The 19,624-nt window shown below is 66.6% G+C and carries 14 protein-coding genes and 1 riboswitch; of the genes, 8 read left to right on the top strand and 6 right to left on the bottom strand.

The features are described from left to right. Positions 1–44 precede the first annotated feature (44 nt). From V6D91_RS08690 to V6D91_RS08675, 4 genes are all read right to left on the bottom strand, one after another. Entirely contained in the window at positions 45–1,223 is a 1,179-nt protein-coding gene (locus V6D91_RS08690; RefSeq protein ID WP_347319612.1) for a phosphoglycerate kinase, read from the bottom strand. Positions 1,224–1,345: 122 nt separating this feature from the next. Then, positions 1,346–2,344 (bottom strand): type I glyceraldehyde-3-phosphate dehydrogenase, encoded by a 999-nt coding sequence (gap, locus tag V6D91_RS08685; RefSeq protein ID WP_347319610.1) that lies wholly within the window; start codon positions 2,342–2,344, stop codon positions 1,346–1,348. Positions 2,345–2,426: 82 nt separating this feature from the next. Beyond that, positions 2,427–4,421, bottom strand: coding sequence for a transketolase (tkt, locus tag V6D91_RS08680; protein WP_347319608.1), 1,995 nt, complete (start codon positions 4,419–4,421; stop codon positions 2,427–2,429). 158 nt (positions 4,422–4,579) lie between these two features. Further along, a complete protein-coding gene (locus V6D91_RS08675) occupies positions 4,580–5,140 on the bottom strand; it encodes a thioredoxin family protein (RefSeq protein WP_347319606.1) in 561 nt (186 codons plus the stop codon). A gap of 126 nt (positions 5,141–5,266) precedes the next feature. On the opposite strand from V6D91_RS08675, the gene V6D91_RS08670 reads away from it, so the two are divergent. The 8 genes from V6D91_RS08670 to V6D91_RS08635 all read left to right on the top strand — a co-directional run bounded on the left by V6D91_RS08670 (position 5,267) and on the right by V6D91_RS08635 (position 13,457). Beyond that, positions 5,267–6,073: a PhnD/SsuA/transferrin family substrate-binding protein gene (locus V6D91_RS08670; RefSeq protein ID WP_347319604.1), complete on the top strand. Its 807-nt coding sequence runs from the start codon at positions 5,267–5,269 to the stop codon at positions 6,071–6,073. 288 nt (positions 6,074–6,361) lie between these two features. After that, the gene (metK, locus tag V6D91_RS08665; RefSeq protein ID WP_347319602.1) at positions 6,362–7,522 is read left to right on the top strand and encodes a methionine adenosyltransferase; all 1,161 of its coding nucleotides are present in this window, start codon (positions 6,362–6,364) and stop codon (positions 7,520–7,522) included. Positions 7,523–7,535: 13 nt separating this feature from the next. Further along, positions 7,536–7,617: riboswitch (S-adenosyl-L-homocysteine riboswitch) on the top strand. A 21-nt stretch (positions 7,618–7,638) separates the two neighbouring features. Next, on the top strand, positions 7,639–9,030 hold the full coding sequence (gene ahcY, locus V6D91_RS08660; protein WP_347319600.1) for an adenosylhomocysteinase: 1,392 nt from the start codon (positions 7,639–7,641) through the stop codon (positions 9,028–9,030). A gap of 10 nt (positions 9,031–9,040) precedes the next feature. Continuing rightward, positions 9,041–9,901 carry a methylenetetrahydrofolate reductase [NAD(P)H] gene (metF, locus tag V6D91_RS08655; RefSeq protein WP_347319598.1) on the top strand — a complete coding sequence of 287 codons (861 nt, stop codon included), beginning with the start codon at positions 9,041–9,043 and terminating at the stop codon, positions 9,899–9,901. A 49-nt stretch (positions 9,902–9,950) separates the two neighbouring features. Then, positions 9,951–10,871, top strand: a complete 921-nt coding sequence (locus V6D91_RS08650) for an SPFH domain-containing protein (protein WP_347319596.1) — start codon at positions 9,951–9,953, stop codon at positions 10,869–10,871. After that, positions 10,864–11,379, top strand: a complete 516-nt coding sequence (locus V6D91_RS08645) for an NfeD family protein (RefSeq protein WP_347319594.1) — start codon at positions 10,864–10,866, stop codon at positions 11,377–11,379. The genes V6D91_RS08650 and V6D91_RS08645 overlap by 8 nt, the downstream gene beginning before the upstream one ends. After that, on the top strand, positions 11,351–12,730 hold the full coding sequence (locus V6D91_RS08640) for an adenosylmethionine--8-amino-7-oxononanoate transaminase (RefSeq protein ID WP_347319735.1): 1,380 nt from the start codon (positions 11,351–11,353) through the stop codon (positions 12,728–12,730). Before V6D91_RS08645 ends, V6D91_RS08640 begins: the two co-directional genes overlap by 29 nt. Positions 12,731–12,737: 7 nt before the next feature. After that, positions 12,738–13,457 carry a 16S rRNA (uracil(1498)-N(3))-methyltransferase gene (locus tag V6D91_RS08635; protein ID WP_347319592.1) on the top strand — a complete coding sequence of 240 codons (720 nt, stop codon included), beginning with the start codon at positions 12,738–12,740 and terminating at the stop codon, positions 13,455–13,457. Positions 13,458–13,480: 23 nt separating this feature from the next. On the opposite strand, the gene V6D91_RS08630 is transcribed toward V6D91_RS08635, so the two are convergent. After that, complete coding sequence (locus V6D91_RS08630; protein ID WP_347319590.1) at positions 13,481–14,005, bottom strand: chemotaxis protein CheW; 525 nt, start codon at positions 14,003–14,005, stop codon at positions 13,481–13,483. Beyond that, positions 14,002–19,623 carry an Hpt domain-containing protein gene (locus V6D91_RS08625; protein WP_347319588.1) on the bottom strand — a complete coding sequence of 1,874 codons (5,622 nt, stop codon included), beginning with the start codon at positions 19,621–19,623 and terminating at the stop codon, positions 14,002–14,004. Before V6D91_RS08625 ends, V6D91_RS08630 begins: the two co-directional genes overlap by 4 nt. Between the last annotated feature and the right edge of the window lies 1 nt (position 19,624).

The raw sequence follows: 19,624 nt of genomic DNA, 5'->3' as shown, positions 1-19,624 counted from the left end.
TCTCAGAGAGGGAGTGAAGGCCATCCTTGGCCAGGGAGCAGGGATCAACCCTTGGCGCGTTCTTCCAGGATCGCGACGGCCGGCAGGACCTTGCCCTCGAGGAACTCGAGGAAGGCGCCGCCGCCGGTGGAGATGTAGCTGACCTTGTCGGCGATGCCGTACTTGTCGACCGCCGCCAGGGTGTCGCCGCCACCGGCGATGGAGAAGGCCTTGGATTCGGCGATCGCCATGGCCAGGGTCTTGGTACCGTTGCCGAACTGGTCGAACTCGAACACGCCGACCGGGCCGTTCCAGACGATGGTGCCGGCGGCCTTGAGGCTGTCGGCCAGCATCTGGGCGGTCTTGGGGCCGATGTCGAGGATCATGTCGTCGGCGGCCACATCCTTGACGTCCTTGACGGTCGCCTCAGCCGTCGGGGAGAACTCCTTGGCGCAGACCACGTCCACCGGGACCGGCACGGTGGCGCCACGGGCTGCCATCTTGTCCATGATCTTCTTGGCCTCGGCAACCAGGTCCGGCTCGGCCAGCGACTTGCCGATCGGCAGGCCGGCGGCCAGCATGAAGGTGTTGGCGATGCCACCGCCGACGATCAGGTTGTCGACCTTCTCGGACATGGAGTCGAGGATGGTCAGCTTGGTGGAGACCTTGGAGCCGGCCACGATGGCGGCCAGCGGACGGGCAGGGGCCTGCAGGGCCTTGCCCAGGGCCTCGAGCTCGGCGGCGAGCAGCGGGCCGGCACAGGCGATGGGGGCATACTTGGCCACGCCGTGGGTGGAGGCTTCGGCGCGGTGAGCGGTGCCGAAGGCGTCCATCACGAACACATCGCACAGCGCGGCATACTTCTTGGCCAGGTCATCGGCATTCTTCTTCTCGCCCACGTTGAAGCGGACGTTCTCGAACAGCACGACCTCGCCCGCGCCGACTTCGACGCCGTTGAGGTAATCCTTGACCAGACGCACCGGCTTGCCCAGCAGCTTGCTCATGTGCTCGGCGACCGGCTGGGTGGAGTTCTCCTCGCTGTACTCGCCCTCGGTCGGACGGCCCAGGTGCGACATGACCATGACCTTGGCGCCGGCCTTCAGCGCGTGCTCGATGGTCGGCAGGGTGGCGCGGATGCGGACATCCGAGGTGACCTTGCCGTCCTTGACGGGGACGTTGAGGTCGGCGCGGATCAGGACGCGCTTACCGGCCAGATCGAGATCGGTCATCTTGATGACGGACATGTCGTTCTCCTTCAATACGGGCAAAGACGTGGAAACAATCGGTTAAGCCGGTGGCGGGCTTAACCGATGGCTCCCGGGACGGAAAAAAGGGGGAGCATACTCCCCCTCTTCGACCCTGCGGGTTACTGAGCGATGTGGCGAACCATGCGCATCAGGTTGCAGGTGTAGCCGTACTCGTTGTCGTACCAGGCGACCAGCTTGACGAAGGTCGGGTCGAGCATGATGCCGGCGGTGGCATCGAACACGGACGGGGCGCTCACGCCGCGGAAGTCGGTGGAAACCACCGCATCCTCGGTGTAACCCAGCACGCCCTTCAGTTCACCTTCGGAGGCGGCCTTCATGGCGGCACAGATGTCAGCGTAGGTGGCTTCCTTGTTCAGCTCGACGGTCAGGTCAACGACAGACACGTCAGAGGTCGGAACGCGGAAGGCCATACCGGTCAGCTTGCCCTTGAGCTCCGGCAGCACCACGCCCACGGCCTTGGCGGCACCGGTGGAGGACGGGATGATGTTCTCCAGGATGCCGCGACCACCGCGCCAGTCCTTGGAGGACGGGCCGTCAACGGTCTTCTGGGTGGCGGTGGCGGCGTGCACGGTGGTCATCAGGCCACGCTTGATGCCGAACTTGTCGTTCAGCACCTTGGCCATCGGCGCCAGGCCGTTGGTGGTGCAGGACGCGGCGGAGATGATGGCCTGACCGGCGTAGGTGGTGTGGTTCACGCCGTAGACGAACATCGGGGTGGCGTCCTTGGACGGGGCGGACTGGACCACTTTCTTGGCACCGGCCTTGATGTGGGCCTGGCAGGACTCTTCGGTCAGGAAGAAGCCGGTGGACTCGACAACCACGTCCACGCCGACTTCGTCCCACTTCAGGTTGGCCGGATCACGCTCGGCAGTCAGACGGATCTTCTTGCCGTTGACGACCATGTAGTTGCCTTCGACGGAGACGTCACCCTTGAAGCGGCCGTGCACGGAGTCGTGCTTGAGCATGTAGGCCAGGTAGTCCGGCTCGAGCAGGTCGTTGATCGCGACGATCTCGATTTCCGGGAAGTCCTGGGCAGCGGCACGGAACACCATGCGACCGATGCGGCCGAAGCCGTTGATACCAACGCGGATTGCCATTTTTACTTGCTCCTGTGACGGATCATTGGAATTGTTGCGCGGGCGGTCAGCGCAGGGCCGGCCGCCCGCTCGAGCGACTGGATCAGGCCAGCACGGACTCGCAGGTCTTGACCACGTTCTCGACGGTGAAACCGAACTGCTTGAACAGTTCGCCCGCCGGCGCGGATTCGCCGAAGGTGTCGATACCAACCACGGCGCCATCCAGACCGACGTACTTGGCCCAGAAGGCGGTCACGCCGGCCTCGACGGCCACGCGCTTGACGCCCGGGATGAGCACGGAGTCACGGTAGGCCTTGTCCTGGGTATCGAACACGCAGGTGGACGGCATGGAGACCACGCGGATCTTCTTGCCCTTGCCTTCCAGCACCTCGGCGGCGTTCATGGCGAGCTCCACCTCGGAGCCGGTGGCGATGATGATCAGGTCGGGCTTGCCGGCGGCATCCTTGAGCACGTAGCCGCCCTTCTCGATCAGCTTGACCTGCTCGGGGGTACGCGCCATCGGCTTGAGGTTCTGGCGCGAGAACACCAGCGCGGTGGGGCCGTCCTTGCGCAGCATGGCCATCTTCCAGGACACGGCGGACTCGATCGCGTCGCAGGCGCGCCAGGTGTGGAAGCGCGGGATCATGCGCATGGTGGCGAGCTGCTCGACCGGTTGGTGGGTCGGGCCGTCCTCGCCCAGACCGATGGAGTCGTGGGTGTAGACGTAGATGGTCGGGATCTTCATCAGGGCGGACATGCGCAGGGCGTTGCGCATGAACTCCATGAACATCAGGAAAGTGCCGCCGTAGACCTTGAAGCCGCCGTGCAGGACCATGCCATTCATCATGTGGGCCATGCCGAACTCGCGCACGCCCCAGGAGATATAGTTGCCGTTGGCGTTGTCATGGTTGACCTTGACGGTACCGGACCAGTTGGTCAGGTTGGAGCCGGTCAGGTCGGCGGAACCGCCGAACAGCTCGGGCACGACCGGGCCCATAGCCTCGATGGCGTTCTGCGAGGCCTTGCGGGAGGCGATGTTCGGCATCTCCGCCTGGACCTTGGCGATGAACTTGTCCATCTCGGCGACGAAGTTGGCCGGCAGCTCGCCCGCCATGCGGCGGGTGAACTCGGCGGCCAATTCCGGGTACTCAGCAGCGTAGGCGTCGAAGCGCGCCTGCCACTCGGCCTCGTCCTTGGCACCCTTCGCGCGATGATCCCAGCCGTCGTAGATCTCCTGCGGGATCACGAACGGCTCATGCGGCCACTTGAGGAATTCGCGCGCGGCGGCGATCTCGGCCTCGCCCAGCGGGGCGCCGTGGCAGTCGTGGCTGCCGCACAGATTGGGCGAGCCGTAACCGATGATGGTGCGGGTGCAGATCAGGGACGGCTTGTCGGTGACGGCCTTGGCGGCACGGATGGCGGCATCCACCGCCTCGGGGTCATGGCCGTCGACGTTGCGGATGACATGCCAGTTGTAGGACTCGAAGCGGCCGGCCACGTCACGCTCCATCCAGTCGTTGATGTGACCGTCGATGGAGATGTCGTTGTCGTCCCAGAAGGCGATCAGCTTGCCGAGCCCCAGGGTGCCGGCCATGGCGCAGGCTTCGTGGGACAGGCCCTCCATCAGGCAGCCGTCGCCCATGAACACGTAGGTGTGATGGTCGACGATGGTGTGCCCCGGACGGTTGAAATGGGCGGCCAGGGTGCGCTCGGCAATGGCCATGCCCACCGCGTTGGTGATGCCCTGCCCCAGCGGACCGGTGGTGGTTTCGATGCCGTCGGCATAGCCGTACTCGGGGTGCCCCGCGGTCTTGGAATGCAGCTGACGGAAGTTCTTGATGTCTTCCATGCTGAGGTCGAAACCGGTCAGGTGCAGCAGGGAATAGATCAACATCGAGCCGTGGCCGTTGGACAGCACGAAACGGTCACGATCAACCCATTTGGCATTGCCCGGGTTGTACTTCATGTGGCTGTTCCACAGGACTTCGGCGATATCGGCCATGCCCATCGGGGCGCCCGGGTGACCGGACTTGGCCTTCTGCACCGCATCCATGCTGAGGGCACGGATGGCATTCGCAAGCTCGCGACGAGTCGGCATGCGGGGTCTCCTAAACGAATGTTGAGAAAGGAAATCTTGCCCCGGCGAGGCGGTCCCGGGATCGCGGGCAGGCGCAATCCTCAAGGGACAAAGTTGCCCGCATTTTCCATCAGTTCATCCAATCGGGCAACCTGGCTGACCTTGCGGCCGACACAAGCTCATCCGCCCTCGCCGCGCCATTTGATCGAGCACCCCATGCTCGGCCATTGCTCGGCCGGCCCCTCGCCGGTGCGAGCAACCTGAACCATCGCCTCGAACAGCTCCCGACGGGCACCGGGCTGCGGCTCCTTGCGGCTTTCATCCAGACGACCGCGGTAACGCAGGCGCAGATCCGCGTCGAAGCCAAAGAAGTCCGGGGTGCAAACGGCTCCATAGGCACGGGCCACGTCCTGGGACTCATCGAACAGGTAGGGGAAGGGGAAAGCCTTCTCCTGCGCTAGGCGGACCATGTTGTCAAAGGAGTCCTCCGGATAGGTGACGGGATCGTTGGCACTGATCGCCACGCACCGCACCCCGTGCCCCACCAGCTCGCGCGCGTCACGGATAATGCGATCAAGGATGGCCTGCACGTAGGGGCAGTGATTGCAGATAAACATGACGAGAGTGCCACGCTCGCCGCGGCAGTCTGCAAGCCGCCAGCGCCGCCCATCCACACCGGGCAGCTCGAAATCGGGGGCAGGCCAGCCAAGCTCGGCCTGGGGAGTGGTCATTCGCACCATGATCGACATTCCTCGCGCATTTGCTCACCTGATGGACGCATCAGTGAAATCACATGGACCGTGCAGGGAAAATCCCTGACATTTACAGCCTTGTTGCACCATGCCGACGCAAAGGATACCGACAACATGCGCCTCCTGCCCGATACCCGCACACTCGCCCTCGTGGCCGCCTTGTTTCTCGGCCTGTCCTCCAGCCTGCAGGCCGCCGGCTTCCACCTCGCCGTCCCGCCCTTCCTGCCGCAGGCGGAGATGAAGGCCGAATACACCAAGATGACGGACTACCTTGGCAAAAGCATCGGCGCCCCGATCGAGCTGGTCACCAACAGCACCTACCTCGGCTACTGGGAGGCCACGCGCAAGGGCGCGGGGTACGAGCTCGTTTTCGACAACGCGCCGATGATCGACTTCCTCGTCCAGCGCCAGAACTACACGGTGCTCGCCAAGATTGCCGGAGTCGTCAGCCAGTCGCTGGTCACCCGCAGCGATGTCGCGATCCTTGACCCCCAGGAACTGCTCGGCAAGCCGGTGGCCACCATCGCCTCCCCCAACCTGTCCGCGCTGACGCTGTTCCAGATGTTCCCCAACCCGATGCGCCTGCCCGACTTCAAGTATGCCAACAACGCCCGGGAGGCCATCGACATGGTGCTCAAGGGCAAGGTCGCAGCCGCCCTGGTGCCCACCCCGATCGCCATTCAGTATGACAACCTGAACGTCGTCACCACCTCCAAGCAACTGCCCCACCTGGCCGTCGCGGCCGCCCCCACGGTACCGGCGGAGGTGCAGGCGAAGATCCGCCAGGCCCTGCTACAGGCTGGCAAGACCCCCGAGGGCCGCGCCATGCTGGAGATGCTCAACACCAATGGCTTCGAAGCTGCCTCCAACGCCACTTACGCAGGCCAGGCCGAACTTCTGAAGGGCACCTACGGCTACTGAACCCTCCTGGGGCCTATCCCAGGGCCATCGCATGAAGGTTCTGGAGCGCTCGCACCAGGCGAAAATCCAGCCTGCAAAGGGGCTGTTGGGGTGTAGGAGGCCCGCCCTCGGGCCGATCGCCCGAGCTCGACATGCCTGTCGCGGCGAGGGCGCCGCTCCTACACGGGTGTTCAGAACGATGAATCAGTTTCATGCGATTGCCCTGAGCCTATCCCTGCCGCATAGGCAGGGCAAACGCGCTTACGGTATCATCCTGCGGTTTGACTCTCGTGCCGCCAGGAGCGCCTGATGAAACGTGATTATGTGTTCACCTCGGAATCCGTGTCCGAGGGCCATCCGGACAAGATCGCCGACCAGATTTCCGACGCCATCCTCGACGCCATCCTGGCGCAGGACAAGAACGCCCGCGTGGCCTGCGAGACCCTGGTCAAGACTGGCTTCGTCCTGCTCGCCGGCGAGGTGACCACCTCCGCCTGGGTCGACCTGGACGAACTGGTGCGCCAGGTCATCGTCGACATCGGTTACGACAGCTCCGAGATCGGCTTCGACGGCCGCACCTGCGGCGTGCTCTCCGCCATCGGCAAGCAGTCCTCGGACATCGCCCAGGGCGTGGATCGCATCGTCAACGAGGAGCAGGGCGCGGGCGACCAGGGCCTGATGTTCGGCTTTGCCTGTAACGAGACCGACGTGCTGATGCCGGCACCGATCACCTATGCCCACCGCCTGGTCAAGCGCCAGGCCAAGGTGCGCAAGAACGGCACCCTGCCCTGGCTGCGCCCGGACGCCAAGAGCCAGGTCAGCTTCCGCTACGTGGACGGCAAGCCGGTGGCCGTGGATGCCGTGGTCCTGTCCACCCAGCACCACCCGGACATCGCCTACAAGGACCTGCAGGAGGCGGTGATGGAGACCATCATCAAGCCGGTCATCCCCGCCGAATGGCTGCACAAGGACACCAAGTTCCACATCAACCCGACCGGCCAGTTCGTCATCGGCGGCCCGGTGGGTGACTGCGGCCTGACCGGGCGCAAGATCATCGTCGACACCTACGGTGGCATGGGCCGCCACGGCGGTGGCGCCTTCTCCGGCAAGGACCCCTCCAAGGTGGACCGCTCGGCCGCCTATGCCGGCCGCTACGTGGCGAAGAACATCGTCGCCGCAGGACTCGCCGATCGCTGCGAGATCCAGGTCTCCTACGCCATCGGCGTGGCCGAGCCGACCTCGATCACGGTAGACACCTTCGGCACCGGCCGGATCGACGACGACCGCATCGCCGCCATCGTCGGCGAGGTCTTCGACCTGCGCCCCTACGGCATCATCAAGATGCTCGACCTGATCCAGCCGATCTACCAGAAGACCGCCGCCTACGGCCACTTCGGCCGCGAGGAACCGGAGTTCACCTGGGAAAAAACCGACAAGGCCGAGGCCTTGCGCGCCGCCGCCGGACTGTAAGGCACATCCCCCACCCGCCGAGGGGCGCTGCAGCAGGGGTCACCCTGTCAGGCTCGGCGGTTGGGGCACAACCCATGCAACGGCGCCCATGTCCTAACCCTTTAGGAGAACGTTGCATGTCCTTCACCGATTTCAAAGTCGCCGACCTTTCCTTAGCCGAGTGGGGCCGCAAGGAGATCCGCATTGCGGAGACCGAGATGCCCGCGCTCATGGCCATCCGCCGCAAATACCAGGACGCCAAGCCGCTCGCCGGGGCGCGCATCACCGGCTCCCTGCACATGACCATCCAGACCGCGGTCCTGATCGAGACCCTGGTCGCGCTCGGCGCCGAGGTGCGCTGGTCCTCGTGCAACATCTTCTCCACCCAGGACCATGCCGCGGCCGCCATCGCCGCCGCAGGCATCCCGGTGTTTGCCTGGAAGGGCGAGACCGAGGAGGAGTACTGGTGGTGCATCGAGCAGACCATCCACGGCCCCAACGGCTGGGTGCCGAACATGCTGCTGGATGACGGCGGCGACCTCACCGGGCTGATGCACCAGAAATACCCCGAGCTTTTGGACGGCATCCATGGGGTGTCCGAGGAGACTACCACCGGCGTGCACCGCCTGTGGGAGATGGCCAAGAACGGCACACTGAAGGTCCCGGCGATCAACGTCAACGACTCGGTCACCAAGAGCAAGAACGACAACAAATACGGCTGCCGCCACTCGCTCAACGACGCGATCAAGCGCGCCACTGACCATCTGCTCTCCGGCAAGCAGGCCCTGGTGATCGGCTATGGCGACGTGGGCAAGGGCTCGGCGGCCTCGCTGCGCCAGGAAGGGATGATCGTCAAGGTCACCGAGATCGACCCGATCTGCGCCATGCAGGCCTGCATGGACGGCTACGAAGTCGTCTCGCCCTATCTTAGCGGGATCAACGATGGCACCGACGCCTGCATCGACCGCGCCCTGCTCGGCAAGATCGACCTTCTGGTCACCACCACCGGCAATGTCAACGTGTGCGACGCACCCATGCTCCGCGCCCTCAAAAAGGGCGCGGTGGTGTGCAACATCGGCCACTTCGACAACGAGATCGACACCGCCTACATGCGCAAGCACTGGGCCTGGGAGGAGGTCAAGCCGCAGGTGCACAAGGTCTACCGTGACACCCCGGCCGGCCAGACCCCGAACCTTGCCAGCGATGACTACCTCATCCTGCTCTCCGAGGGCCGCCTGGTGAACCTCGGCAACGCCACCGGTCATCCGAGCCGGATCATGGACGGCTCCTTCGCCAACCAGGTGCTGGCGCAGATCCACCTCTACGGCGACCGCTTCGCCGACCTGCCCGCCGGTGAAAAGCCGGCCCGCATCCGGGTCGAGGTGCTGCCGAAGGCGCTGGACGAGGAAGTGGCCCGCTACATGGTGGAGGGCTTCGGCGGGGTGATCACCCGCCTGACCCCGGCCCAGGCCGACTACCTTGGCGTGCCCGTCGAGGGCCCGTTCAAGCCGGACAGTTACCGCTACTGAGGAGGCGGCCATGCGCAATACCCAGCCCTCGTTCAGCTGCGAATTCTTCCCCCCCAAGAGCGAGGAAGGCGCGGCCAGGCTGCGCGCCACCTGGCAGGCCCTCAAGGCCATGCAGCCAAGCTATTTCTCGGTCACCTTCGGCGCGGGCGGCTCCACCCAGGAACGCACCTTCACCACCGTGGCCGAGATCCAGCGCGACTCAGGCATCGAGGCCGCCCCCCACCTCTCCTGCATCGGTTCCACCCGCGCGCAAATCCGCGCCATCCTGGAGGACTACAAGGCGCAGGGCATCCGCCGCATCGTCGCCCTGCGCGGCGATCTGCCCTCCGGCATGCGCGACCCGGGCGAGCTGCGCTACGCCAACGAGCTGGTCGAGTTCATCCGCGAGGTGACCGGCGACTGGTTCCACATCGAGGTGGCGGCCTACCCCGAGATCCACCCCCAGGCCCCCTCGGCCAAGGCGGACCTGGAAAACTTCGCCCGCAAGGTGCGCGCCGGGGCGGATGCCGCCATCACCCAGTACTTCTACAACGTCGATGCCTACTTTCGCTTCATGGACGACTGCGAACGGATGGGACTCGACATCCCGGTCATCCCCGGGATCATGCCGATCACCAACTACACCCAGCTTGCGCGTTTCTCGGATGCCTGCGGCGCCGAGATCCCGCGCTGGCTGCGCAAACGACTGGAAGGCTTTGGCGACGATGCCGAGAGCATCCGCGCCTACGGCCTCGACGTGGTGGGCGAGATGTGCGAAGACCTGCTCGCCGGCGGCGCCCCCGGCCTGCACTTCTACACCATGAACCAGGTCGAGCCTTCCTTAAGCCTGTGGCAACGGGTGGCGCACACCCGCCCTGACATGGAGCTGTAAGCCTGCACGCACTACACTCGGGTGCAAGCCACATACAAGGAACCGCGTCATGTCCAGCTTCGCCCTCATGCTCCTGGCCCTGGCCATTGTCTTCATCCTCGCCGGGGTCAAGACCGTCCCCCAGGGGCGGGAGTACACGGTCGAGCGTTTCGGTCGCTACATGCGTACCCTGGAGCCCGGCCTCAACCTCATCGTCCCGTTCGTCGACCGCATCGGGCGCAAGATGAACATGATGGAACAGGTGCTGGATGTGCCCTCGCAGGAGGTCATCACCCAGGACAACGCCATGGTCCAGGTCGATGGCGTGGTGTTCTTCCAGGTGCTGGATGCCGCCAAGGCGGCCTACGAGGTGCACAACCTCGAGTACGCCATCCTCAACCTCACCATGACCAACATCCGCACCGTCATGGGCTCCATGGCCCTGGACGAGCTGCTCTCCAAGCGCGATGAGATCAACGCCCGCCTGTTGACCGTGGTGGACGAGGCCACCTCTCCCTGGGGCACCAAGATCACCCGCATCGAGATCAAGGACATCACCCCGCCCAAGGACCTGGTGGATTCCATGGCCCGGCAGATGAAGGCCGAACGTGACAAGCGTGCGGCCATCCTGGAGGCGGAGGGTCTGCGCCAGGCGGCCATCCTCAAGGCGGATGGCGAGAAGCAGGCGCAGATCCTCAAGGCCGAGGGTGAGAAGGAGGCGGCCTTCCGTGAGGCGGAGGCGCGCGAGCGTCTGGCCCAGGCCGAGGCCGTCGCCACCCGCACGGTGAGCGAGGCGATTGCCGGCGGCAGCGTACAGGCCATCAACTACTTCGTCGCCAGCAAGTACATCGAGGCCTTCCAGTCGGTGGCCACCGCCCCCAACCAGAAGGTCATCATGCTGCCGATCGAGGCCTCCGGGATCCTCGGCTCGCTGGAGGGCATCGGTGAGCTCGCCAAAGAGGCCTTCCTCAAGGACAAGCCGCATGCCTGATCTGGACTACTGGCACTGGCTGGCCCTGGGGCTGGCGCTGATGATCCTCGAAATCCTGGCCCCCTCCACCTATTTCCTCTGGATGGGGGTGGCGGCGATGGGGGTGGGCGTCTTGCTCTGGCTCATCCCCACGCTCTCGCCGGATGTCCAGCTCATCCTGTTTGCCCTCCTCTCCATCCTTGCCATCGTCCTAGGCCGGCGCTACCTCAAACGGCATCCGATCGAGACGGACCGTCCAACCCTCAATGTGCGCGGCGCGCAGGCCATCGGCCGCACCCTGACCCTCGACAGCCCCATCGTGAACGGTGTCGGGCGGGTGCACATGGACGACACCCTCTGGCGGGTGCTGGGCCCCGACCTGCCTGCCGGGACTCGGGTGGAGGTCATCGGCGTGGAGGGCACGGCCCTGCGGGTGCGCCCCCTGGGACGTGATGGCAGCTCCGGCGGCGGGGAGACCTCCCCCCACCATGACCACGACGATGGCGGCGGAGACGGCGGCGGTGACTGATTCCATCAATGCCGCCTGGAGCCGGCGCGACCTCGATGTCCTCTGGCACCCCTGCACGCAGATGAAGGACCACGAGCGCCTGCCCGTGATCCCCATCGCCCGCGGGGAAGGGGTGTGGCTGTATGACTTCGACGGCCGCCGCTACCTGGACGCGGTCAGCTCCTGGTGGGTCAACCTGTTCGGCCACGCCAACCCCTTCATCGCCGCACGCATCAAACAGCAGCTCGACACCCTCGAACACGTGCTGCTGGCGGGTTTCACCCACGCCCCCGTGATCGAACTCTCCGAGCGGCTGGTGAAGCTCACCCCGGACGGCCTCTCCCGCGTGTTCTACGCCGACAACGGCTCCTCCGCCATCGAAGTGGCGCTGAAGATGAGCTACCACGCCTGGCGCAACCAAGGCGCGAAACGCAAGACCAAGTTCGTCTGCCTCGAGCACAGCTACCACGGCGAGACCCTCGGCGCCCTCTCGGTCGGCGATGTGAGCCTGTTCAAGGCCACCTACCAGCCGCTGCTGATGGAGGTGCTCAAGGCCCCCTCCCCCGACTGCTCCGCCCGTGCCCCCCATGAAAGCTGTGCCGACGTCGCCCGACGCGCGGCGGCCGGGCTGGAGGCCCTGCTCGCCGAGCAGCACGAGGAAATCAGCGCGGTGATCATCGAGCCGCTGGTGCAATGCGCGAGCGGCATGCGCATGCACGACCCGCTCTACCTGCGGCTGCTGCGCGAGCTGTGCGACCGCTACCAGGTCCACCTGATCGCGGACGAGATCGCGGTGGGTTTCGGCCGCACCGGCACCCTGTTCGCCTGTGAACAGGCCGGCATCACCCCGGATTTCATGGTCCTCTCCAAGGGCCTGACCGGCGGCTTCCTGCCGCTTGCCGCGGTGCTGACCACGGACGCGGTCTACCGGGTGTTCTACGACGACTACGAGAAGCTCTCGGCCTTCCTGCACTCACACAGCTACACCGGCAACCCCCTGGCCTGTGCCGCCGCGCTGGCCACCCTGGACCTCTTCGAGCAGACGGACGTGCTGGGGGCCAACCGGCGTTTGAGCCAGGTGATGGGCGAGGCCACGGCCGGTCTTGCCGACCACCCTCGTGTCGCCGAAGTACGCCAGCGCGGCATGATCCTCGCCATCGAGATGGTGCAGGACAAGGCCACGCGTACACCCTACCCCTGGCAGGAACGGCGCGGCCTGCGCGTGTTCGAACACGGCCTCGCGCACGAAGCCCTGCTGCGCCCGCTCGGCAACGTCGTCTACTGGATGCCGCCCTATGTGATCACCGAGGACGAGATCGCCATGCTCGCCGCGGTCACCCGCGCGGGCATCGACGTCGCTACCCGAGGATGAGCACCGCATGAGGATCCCGCGCGTCTTCCTCGACCTGCCACTCGCCGTCGGACAGCGGCTTCCTCTGCCCAAAGAGGCCCGCCAGCACCTGGAGCGCGTGCTGCGCCTGAAGCCAGGCCACCCCGTCATCGCCTTCAACGGCCAGGGCGGCCAGTTCGCCGCCGAACTGCTCGGTGATGGTGGGCTGAGCGTGCTGGCGTTCGAGGCCATCGAGCACGAATCGCCCCTCCCGGTACGGGTAATCCAGGGCCTCAGCAAGGGCGAACGCATGGACCTCACCCTGCAGAAAGCCACCGAACTCGGGGCCACCCGCATCAGCCCGGTGACCACCGAACGCAGCGTGGTGAGACTGGACGAGGAGCGCCAGGATCGGCGCATGCAGCGCTGGATGGGCATCCTGCAATCGGCCTGCGAGCAGTGCGGACGCAACCGCCTACCGCAGCTGGATGAACCCTCACGACTGGGGGCGGTGCTGGCCGCCCCCTCCGAAGGCACCGCCCGAATCGTGCTGGCCCCGGAGGGCGCCGCAAGCCTTGCAGAGCTTGACCGCCCCGCCGCGCTCGAGGTGCTGATCGGACCGGAAGGAGGACTGAGCGAGGCGGAGATCGCGCAGGCGATCCAATCCGGCTTCACCCCCGTGCGTCTGGGGCCGCGCATCCTGCGCACCGAGACCGCGGGCCTTGCCCTCCTGGCCGCAGCCCAGACGCTTTGGGGAGACTTCGTCTGACGGGCCGCCCCGCCGGGGAGGGCTTATCCGCGACCGAAACGAACCCCTTCCAGCCAGAGCTCGATCGCTTCTAGGTCGGGGATATGGTAGGTCTGTCCCCCCATCCTCACCCCGCTGCCCAGCAGCCCGCAGTCACCGGCCTGCCCCTCCTCGAGCCGCTCGGCCTGAACGCTCTCGGTCCGCGGCGCACCGTCCAGCACGATGGCATAGTAGGGCAGGCTCTCCTTGTCCCGCAGACCGTAGAGGACCACCAGGCGCACGCGGCCACGCGGCACCTCGACCTCCCGCCCACAGGCCCGCTCGAGGCTGAGGACAGGGATGCGGACGCCGCGCCAATCGACCTCGCCGAGGAAGGCACCGACATTGCTGCGCAACGAAAGATTGACGATCTCCGCCACGCAGGCATAAGGCACCAGCAAGCTCACACCCTGCAGGGGCAGGCGCGCGCAAAGGATGCGCTCCCCCCGGTGGAGCTCAACCCCAGGCTCGACCCGCTGGGCCTCACCCGCCACGGCTGACAGGCTGTCGTTTTGCACGTCATGCGTCATGCCGCACCTCCCGCCACGCTACTCGTTGCAAGGCCCACGTCCTCCGGCAGCCAGGCCCGCAGGGTCTGCATCAGGTCCGCCTCCGTGTAGGGCTTGCCAAGATAGGCACTGACCCCGAGGGCCTCGGCCTTCTCGCGATGCTTCTGGCCCGTGCGCGAGGTGATCATGACCACCGGAAGATCCTTGAGGCGCGCCTCGTTGCGAATGGAGGCGAGCAGCTCGAAACCGTCCATGCGCGGCATCTCGATATCACTGAGCACCACGGTGGGCAGATGGTCATGCAGCCAGGCCAGCGCGTCGACGCCGTCCTTCGCGGTCGCCACCTCGATGCCGTAGCGTTCGAGGATGCGCGTGGTGACCTTGCGGATGGTGATCGAGTCGTCCACCACCAGCACCTGCGCGCGTCTTACCCGGGCTGCCTGGGCCTCGACCGGCTTGGTCCGCGCTTGGCTGGCAAGGCGGAAGAGCTCCGCCACGTCGAGCACCAGCACCACACGGCCGTCACCCAGCAGGGTGGCCCCTGCCAGGGCGGGCACCTTGGAGAGGAAGGGGCCGAGCGCCTTGATGAACAACTGTTGGCTGCCCTGCAGAGCATCGATACGCAGGACCATGCGGCGCTCACCCAAACGCAGTACCACCAGGGGAGACATGCCCTCGCCTGACCCCACGCGCGCCCCCGGGAGGCCAAGCAACGCCCCGAGATCGACCAGTGGCAGCGACTGTCCGGCATGTTCCCAGGTCGGTTCGTCCTCGCCAAGCAAGGTGTTCAAACGCGCCCCCGGGGCCCTCAGGATGGCCTCGATGCCACTGTACGGCAGAGCAAAGACCTGCTCGCCGACCGTGACGGCGATCCCCTGGGTGATCGACTGGGTCAGCGGCACGTGCAGCCTGAAGCTCACGCCCGCGCCACGCCGACTGTCGACCTGGATGTCCCCCCCCACTTGGCGCAACGCCTCGGCCACGACATCCATGCCCACGCCGCGCCCCGCCAGCATGGACACCTCGCGCGCGGTGCTGAGCCCGGAATGGAAGATCAACTGGATCGCCGCCTGATCATCTTCGGCCGAACGGGCATCGAGGATGCCGTTCTCGCGCGCCTTGCGGCGCACGGCCTCGACATCGATGCCCGCACCATCATCCTCCAGGGCGATCTGGATCAGTCCCCCCTGACTGGCGATGCGCAGATGAATGCGGCCCTCCCGGCTCTTGCCGCGTGCGACACGCTCGTCGGGCAGCTCGATGCCGTGGGCGAGGGAATTTCGCAACATGTGCTCGAACGCGGGCACCAAGGCATTGAGCAGGCCGCGGTCGAGCTCGACCTCCCCGCCGTGGACCGTCAGTTCGGCCTGCTTGCCAAGGTCGCGCGCCACCTGACGCACCAAGCGTTTGAGGCGCGGGACCACATCCTCGAAGCGCACCAGGCGCGCACCCATCAGGCCATCCTGCAAGGTCTGGCCAAGGCGGCCCTGCTGGGTCAGCAGCATCTCGGCGTCACGCAGGGCATCCTCCAGCGTATCCTGCACGCTCTCGATGTCCCCGAGCGACTCCATCACGCCGCGGCTCAGCTCTTGCTGCAGGGTGAAGCGATCGAACTCGAGCGGATCGAACTCCTCCGCGCTCCGGCCGGTCTCCTGCTGGAAGCGCCAAACCATCTGCGCCTCGTTCTCGATCTCCATGCGGCGCAGCTGGGCCCGCAGACGAGTCACGGTCTGCTCGAGCTCGTGCAACTGGCGGGCAAAGCCGGTGAAAAGCTGGGCCAGGCGGGCTTGGTAGATCGCGGACTCGCCTGCCGAGGTCACCATCCGATCGAGGAGATCGGCACGGACACGCAACACCTCCCCCATGACCGGGGGAGGCGTCGCCGCCTCGCGCGACGCCGGCGCCGCCGGCTCGACCGTGGTGGGGATCTCCGCGGCAGGCAGCGGCGCGGGCGCGGCTTCGAGCACAGCCTCCGGCACCTCCATCCCCGCAGGCGCCGAAACCGCCACACTCTCCGGGACGCCGCCACGCTCTCGTAAGCCCTCCAGCGCCGTGACCAGATCGGTGGCTGGAGCGATCGGCTGAGCGCCACGCAGGCGGTCGACCATGCCATGCAAGTGGTCGAAGACGCGCTGCATGAAGGTCAGCAGGGCAGGATTGACCGGATAGCGGTTGGCCTCCAGGTCCATGAACACGTTTTCGAGATGGTGGGCCAGATCGCCCATGTGGAGCATGCCGGCCATGCGCGCGCCACCCTTGAAGGTGTGCAGATGGCGCTGCAACGCCTGCTGATGGGCTTTGCTGACGGGATCGCGCTGCCAGGAGGCAAGGGCCTCGTCGAGTTGCTCAAGGATCTCCTCGGCCTCCTCGCGGAAGATGGCGAGCAGCATCTGATCCTGATCCGCGGGGATGTCATAGTCCTCCGCCGCGGCCTGGGCGCGTTCGACGGCGACGCCGGCCTGGGGCACCGCTTCGGCCGCTTCGGCCGCTTCGGCCGCTTCGGCGGCTTCGGCGGCTTCGGCGGCTTCGGCGGCTTCGGCGGCTTCGGCGGCTTCGGCGGCTTCGGCGGCTTCGGCGGCTTCGCGAGGCTCCTGGGGAGACTGCAACCTGACCACCGCATCCCCCAGTTCCTGGACGAGGCGCTCCAGGTCAGGGAGTTCAACCTCCAATCCGCCGATGTCATCGAGCAGAAGCACGATGCTGTCCACCGCCGAATCGGTCAGATTGAGAAGCGCTGCATCGAAGACTTGCTGGGTTTCGAAGGCAAGGCGCATGGCATGTTCAAGATGACCCGCCAAGGCCACGATGCGCGGAGCCCCCGCGGTACGCGCACTGCCCAGCAGGGAGTGCGTCACCCGGATCAACTCCGCATCGGGATGGAGTCCGCCTTCGCGCCGGCCACGCTCGGCCGCCTGGCGCAGGATCTGCAGATAGCCCTCGACCTCGCTGCGGAAAATCTCGTACAACTGGGGATCGATGCGCGGAACCGGCGCCGCCGGGGAGGGAACAGCGGCGCTCGGTTGCGCAGCTTCGTCCGAAGGAGGAAGCCCCTGAGTGGACGCTGCCGCTTCCACGGCCACATGCGAAGATGAGGGGCCAACCTCCTCCACCGGTGGCTCGGCCTCGACGGCCGGCTTGGGCGCGCCGGCCAGGCGATCCAGGGCCGCCGCGCCTTCGCTGAGGAAGGCCGCGCTGGCCTCGCAGAGGCGCTCGACCTCCGAGACGACGAGGCCGGGCTTACCCTCCAGGGCATCGAGCAGCTGCTCCAATCGGCTTGGCGCCTGCTCCAGCAGCCGGAACAGGGGGTCGCTGGCTGGCAGCACACCCTCGAGGACGCGGTTGAGCAGATTTTCGAAGGCCCAGCCGAACTCGCCCACCAACTGTGCGCCGATGATGCGACCACTGCCCTTCAGGGTGTGGAACGCTCGCCGCAGCTCCGCCAGGGCCGAGGTGTTGCCAGGGTCGCTTCTCCATTGCTGGAATTGCGTGCGGATGGTCTCAAGAACCTCGCGGGCCTCCTCGATGAAGATCTCGAGGATCTCGCTGTCGGTATCCTCGGGCACCAGGCGCGGGACCTCGACGGCCGGTTGCGATTCAGCAGCCGCCTCACGTGCTTCCGAGGCCTGTTCGACCACGGGAGGCGCGCCCTCGAGGATGGGCTCGGTCACTTCAACCGGAGGTGGCTGGAGCGCCTCCTCTGCGGCGACGGTCTGGGCGGTCGCCTGCTCGTCGCGCGGATGCCCGGCGTCGGCATGCATGGGCGGCTCGGCCATGTCCTCGAATGCACGGCCCACCTGGATGGCCTGAGCCCCGCCCCGCAGACGGGCCAAGGCATCCTCGCCGAAGGCAAGGACACGCTCGGGAACCTGACGATAGTCGCGCAGGTTCTCCAGCCCGTATTCGAGGCTGGCGAAGACATCCGCCACGGACTCCTGCTCGCGCTCGGGAGGAACCGCGCCTGGCGGCAGCGCGACGGCGTAGTCGAGGATGCCGCCCACCAGTCCGGACCAGGGGCGCAGGGACAACATCTCGAAGCTTCCGCGCACGCGCTCCAGCAATTGCCGAACTTCGCCGCGCCGCTCCTCGCCGCCCCCCTCCTTCCACATGGTGAGCAGAAGCTCCTTGGCCAGCAGCACGTCCTCCAGCCCCTGCACGGCCGCGGCGTCCATCGCCTCGACCAGCATGGGTGCACCGATGCCCTCGCCCTCGGGCAGGCCGAGACGCAGACGCCCGATTTCCACGTCAGCGCGCATGAGCGTGCCGGCGATGTGCTCCAGCCCGCCCTCATCCAGGGTCACGCCCTGCGCCTGGGCCTCATGCAGGCGGGATGCCGCGGCCTCGAGGGCCTCCGCTGCCGCATCAAGCTCCAGCATGCGCATGGTTGCCGCAAGCTGGTCGAGATCGGGGGCCAGGCCGAGGATCGCCTGGGCATCGCCCGAACGCATGGCCAGATCGAAGCGGTCCTGCACCGGATCAAGCGCCGCCTTGAGCTGTTCCGCGGCCTGGGACAGGACCTCCGGCTCGGCCACCAGCAGGGCATGCTCGGAGGCCTCGGATTCGAGTGCCCCAGGGATCTGGGCCGGCCAGCCCAGGGCCGCGAGGGCCTGGACGACGGCCGGATGCTGGCTGACATGCTGGACCAACAGGGACAGGACCTCATGCGCCAGCTCATTGTCGCCGAGCGCGGTCTGGGGCGAGGGCTCGAACCCCACCTCCGCGCGCTGCTTCAGCTCCCGGTTGAGGCGTCCGAGCAGGGGTTTCAGCCCACCGGCCTGGGCCAAGCGGGGATCCCCCAAGGTTCGGGCCAGAAGCTCGGCACTCCACCAGAGCACCCCTTCCTCCCGCGTGGAGGCTCCGTCTGCGGCCATGGCGAAGGCCTTGGCGACGGCCAGATGGGCCTGCGGCTGCGCCTTGAGCCAGGCCAGGAGGGCGCGCTCAAGCAGGGTACGGGCCTCGGCGGCCACCCCGCGCGCAGCCTCGAGGGCGCAGGTGTGCTCCCGGAATGGCCCGGCCTGCATGAGCGCGATACGTTCGAGGAAGGATCGCGCCCCGAGGGCGGGCAGCCCCTGCGCCAGGCGCAGGCCATTGCAGGCCGGAAGGAGGGCAAGCTCCGGCACGTCCTCCCCACGCCGCAAAAGCTCGACATAGAGAGCCACGCGGGACACCGCCACCAGCAGCGGCTCGACAACAACACCGTCGGCAACGGCGTTGGGTCGCGAAGCGTCACCCGAAGGGCGGAGTCCATGGATGGCTTCCACCGCTGCGGGGTCCGGCTCCCCCTGCTGATGCTGCAGCGCCCCCAGCAGTCGCCCGGCCTCGAGCAGGGTCAGGCGCGCGGCAGGCAATTCCATGAGGCCGAACAGTCCGGCCAAGTGGTGCACCTGCTCGAGCGCAGGACGCAGAATCGCGGAGTTCGCCGGATCCTGAACGAAGGCCTCCAGGCTTGAGCGCACCTGTCCCCAGGCCTCGTCCATCGCGGGCTGGACCCAGGTCAGGCCCAGCCGATCAATGACGACACCGCTGGGAGTCGTGTTGTCTGGCTTCGCGCCCCCTGAAAGGGAGGGGGCGGGGATGGACTCCGTCAGTCCCGCTGTTGGGCCGCCCCGGGTGAGGAGGGGGGCCGGCAGGTCAGTTTGCATG

Origin of the sequence: Thiofaba sp. EF100, from assembly GCF_039822285.1 — a bacterium.
Lineage (GTDB): Bacteria > Pseudomonadota > Gammaproteobacteria > Halothiobacillales > Halothiobacillaceae > Thiofaba.
Note: the sequence above shows the minus strand (reverse complement) of the source record. Positions and strands in the feature narration are given on the sequence as shown.

Coding starts and splice junctions, on each gene's coding strand:
- V6D91_RS08690 (WP_347319612.1), bottom strand. CDS start 1,223: ATGTCCGTCATCAAGATGACCGATCTCGATCTGGCCGGTAAGCGCGTC.
- gap (WP_347319610.1), bottom strand. CDS start 2,344: ATGGCAATCCGCGTTGGTATCAACGGCTTCGGCCGCATCGGTCGCATG.
- tkt (WP_347319608.1), bottom strand. CDS start 4,421: ATGCCGACTCGTCGCGAGCTTGCGAATGCCATCCGTGCCCTCAGCATG.
- V6D91_RS08675 (WP_347319606.1), bottom strand. CDS start 5,140: ATGGTGCGAATGACCACTCCCCAGGCCGAGCTTGGCTGGCCTGCCCCC.
- V6D91_RS08670 (WP_347319604.1), top strand. CDS start 5,267: ATGCGCCTCCTGCCCGATACCCGCACACTCGCCCTCGTGGCCGCCTTG.
- metK (WP_347319602.1), top strand. CDS start 6,362: ATGAAACGTGATTATGTGTTCACCTCGGAATCCGTGTCCGAGGGCCAT.
- ahcY (WP_347319600.1), top strand. CDS start 7,639: ATGTCCTTCACCGATTTCAAAGTCGCCGACCTTTCCTTAGCCGAGTGG.
- metF (WP_347319598.1), top strand. CDS start 9,041: ATGCGCAATACCCAGCCCTCGTTCAGCTGCGAATTCTTCCCCCCCAAG.
- V6D91_RS08650 (WP_347319596.1), top strand. CDS start 9,951: ATGTCCAGCTTCGCCCTCATGCTCCTGGCCCTGGCCATTGTCTTCATC.
- V6D91_RS08645 (WP_347319594.1), top strand. CDS start 10,864: ATGCCTGATCTGGACTACTGGCACTGGCTGGCCCTGGGGCTGGCGCTG.
- V6D91_RS08640 (WP_347319735.1), top strand. CDS start 11,351: ATGGCGGCGGAGACGGCGGCGGTGACTGATTCCATCAATGCCGCCTGG.
- V6D91_RS08635 (WP_347319592.1), top strand. CDS start 12,738: ATGAGGATCCCGCGCGTCTTCCTCGACCTGCCACTCGCCGTCGGACAG.
- V6D91_RS08630 (WP_347319590.1), bottom strand. CDS start 14,005: ATGACGCATGACGTGCAAAACGACAGCCTGTCAGCCGTGGCGGGTGAG.
- V6D91_RS08625 (WP_347319588.1), bottom strand. CDS start 19,623: ATGCAAACTGACCTGCCGGCCCCCCTCCTCACCCGGGGCGGCCCAACA.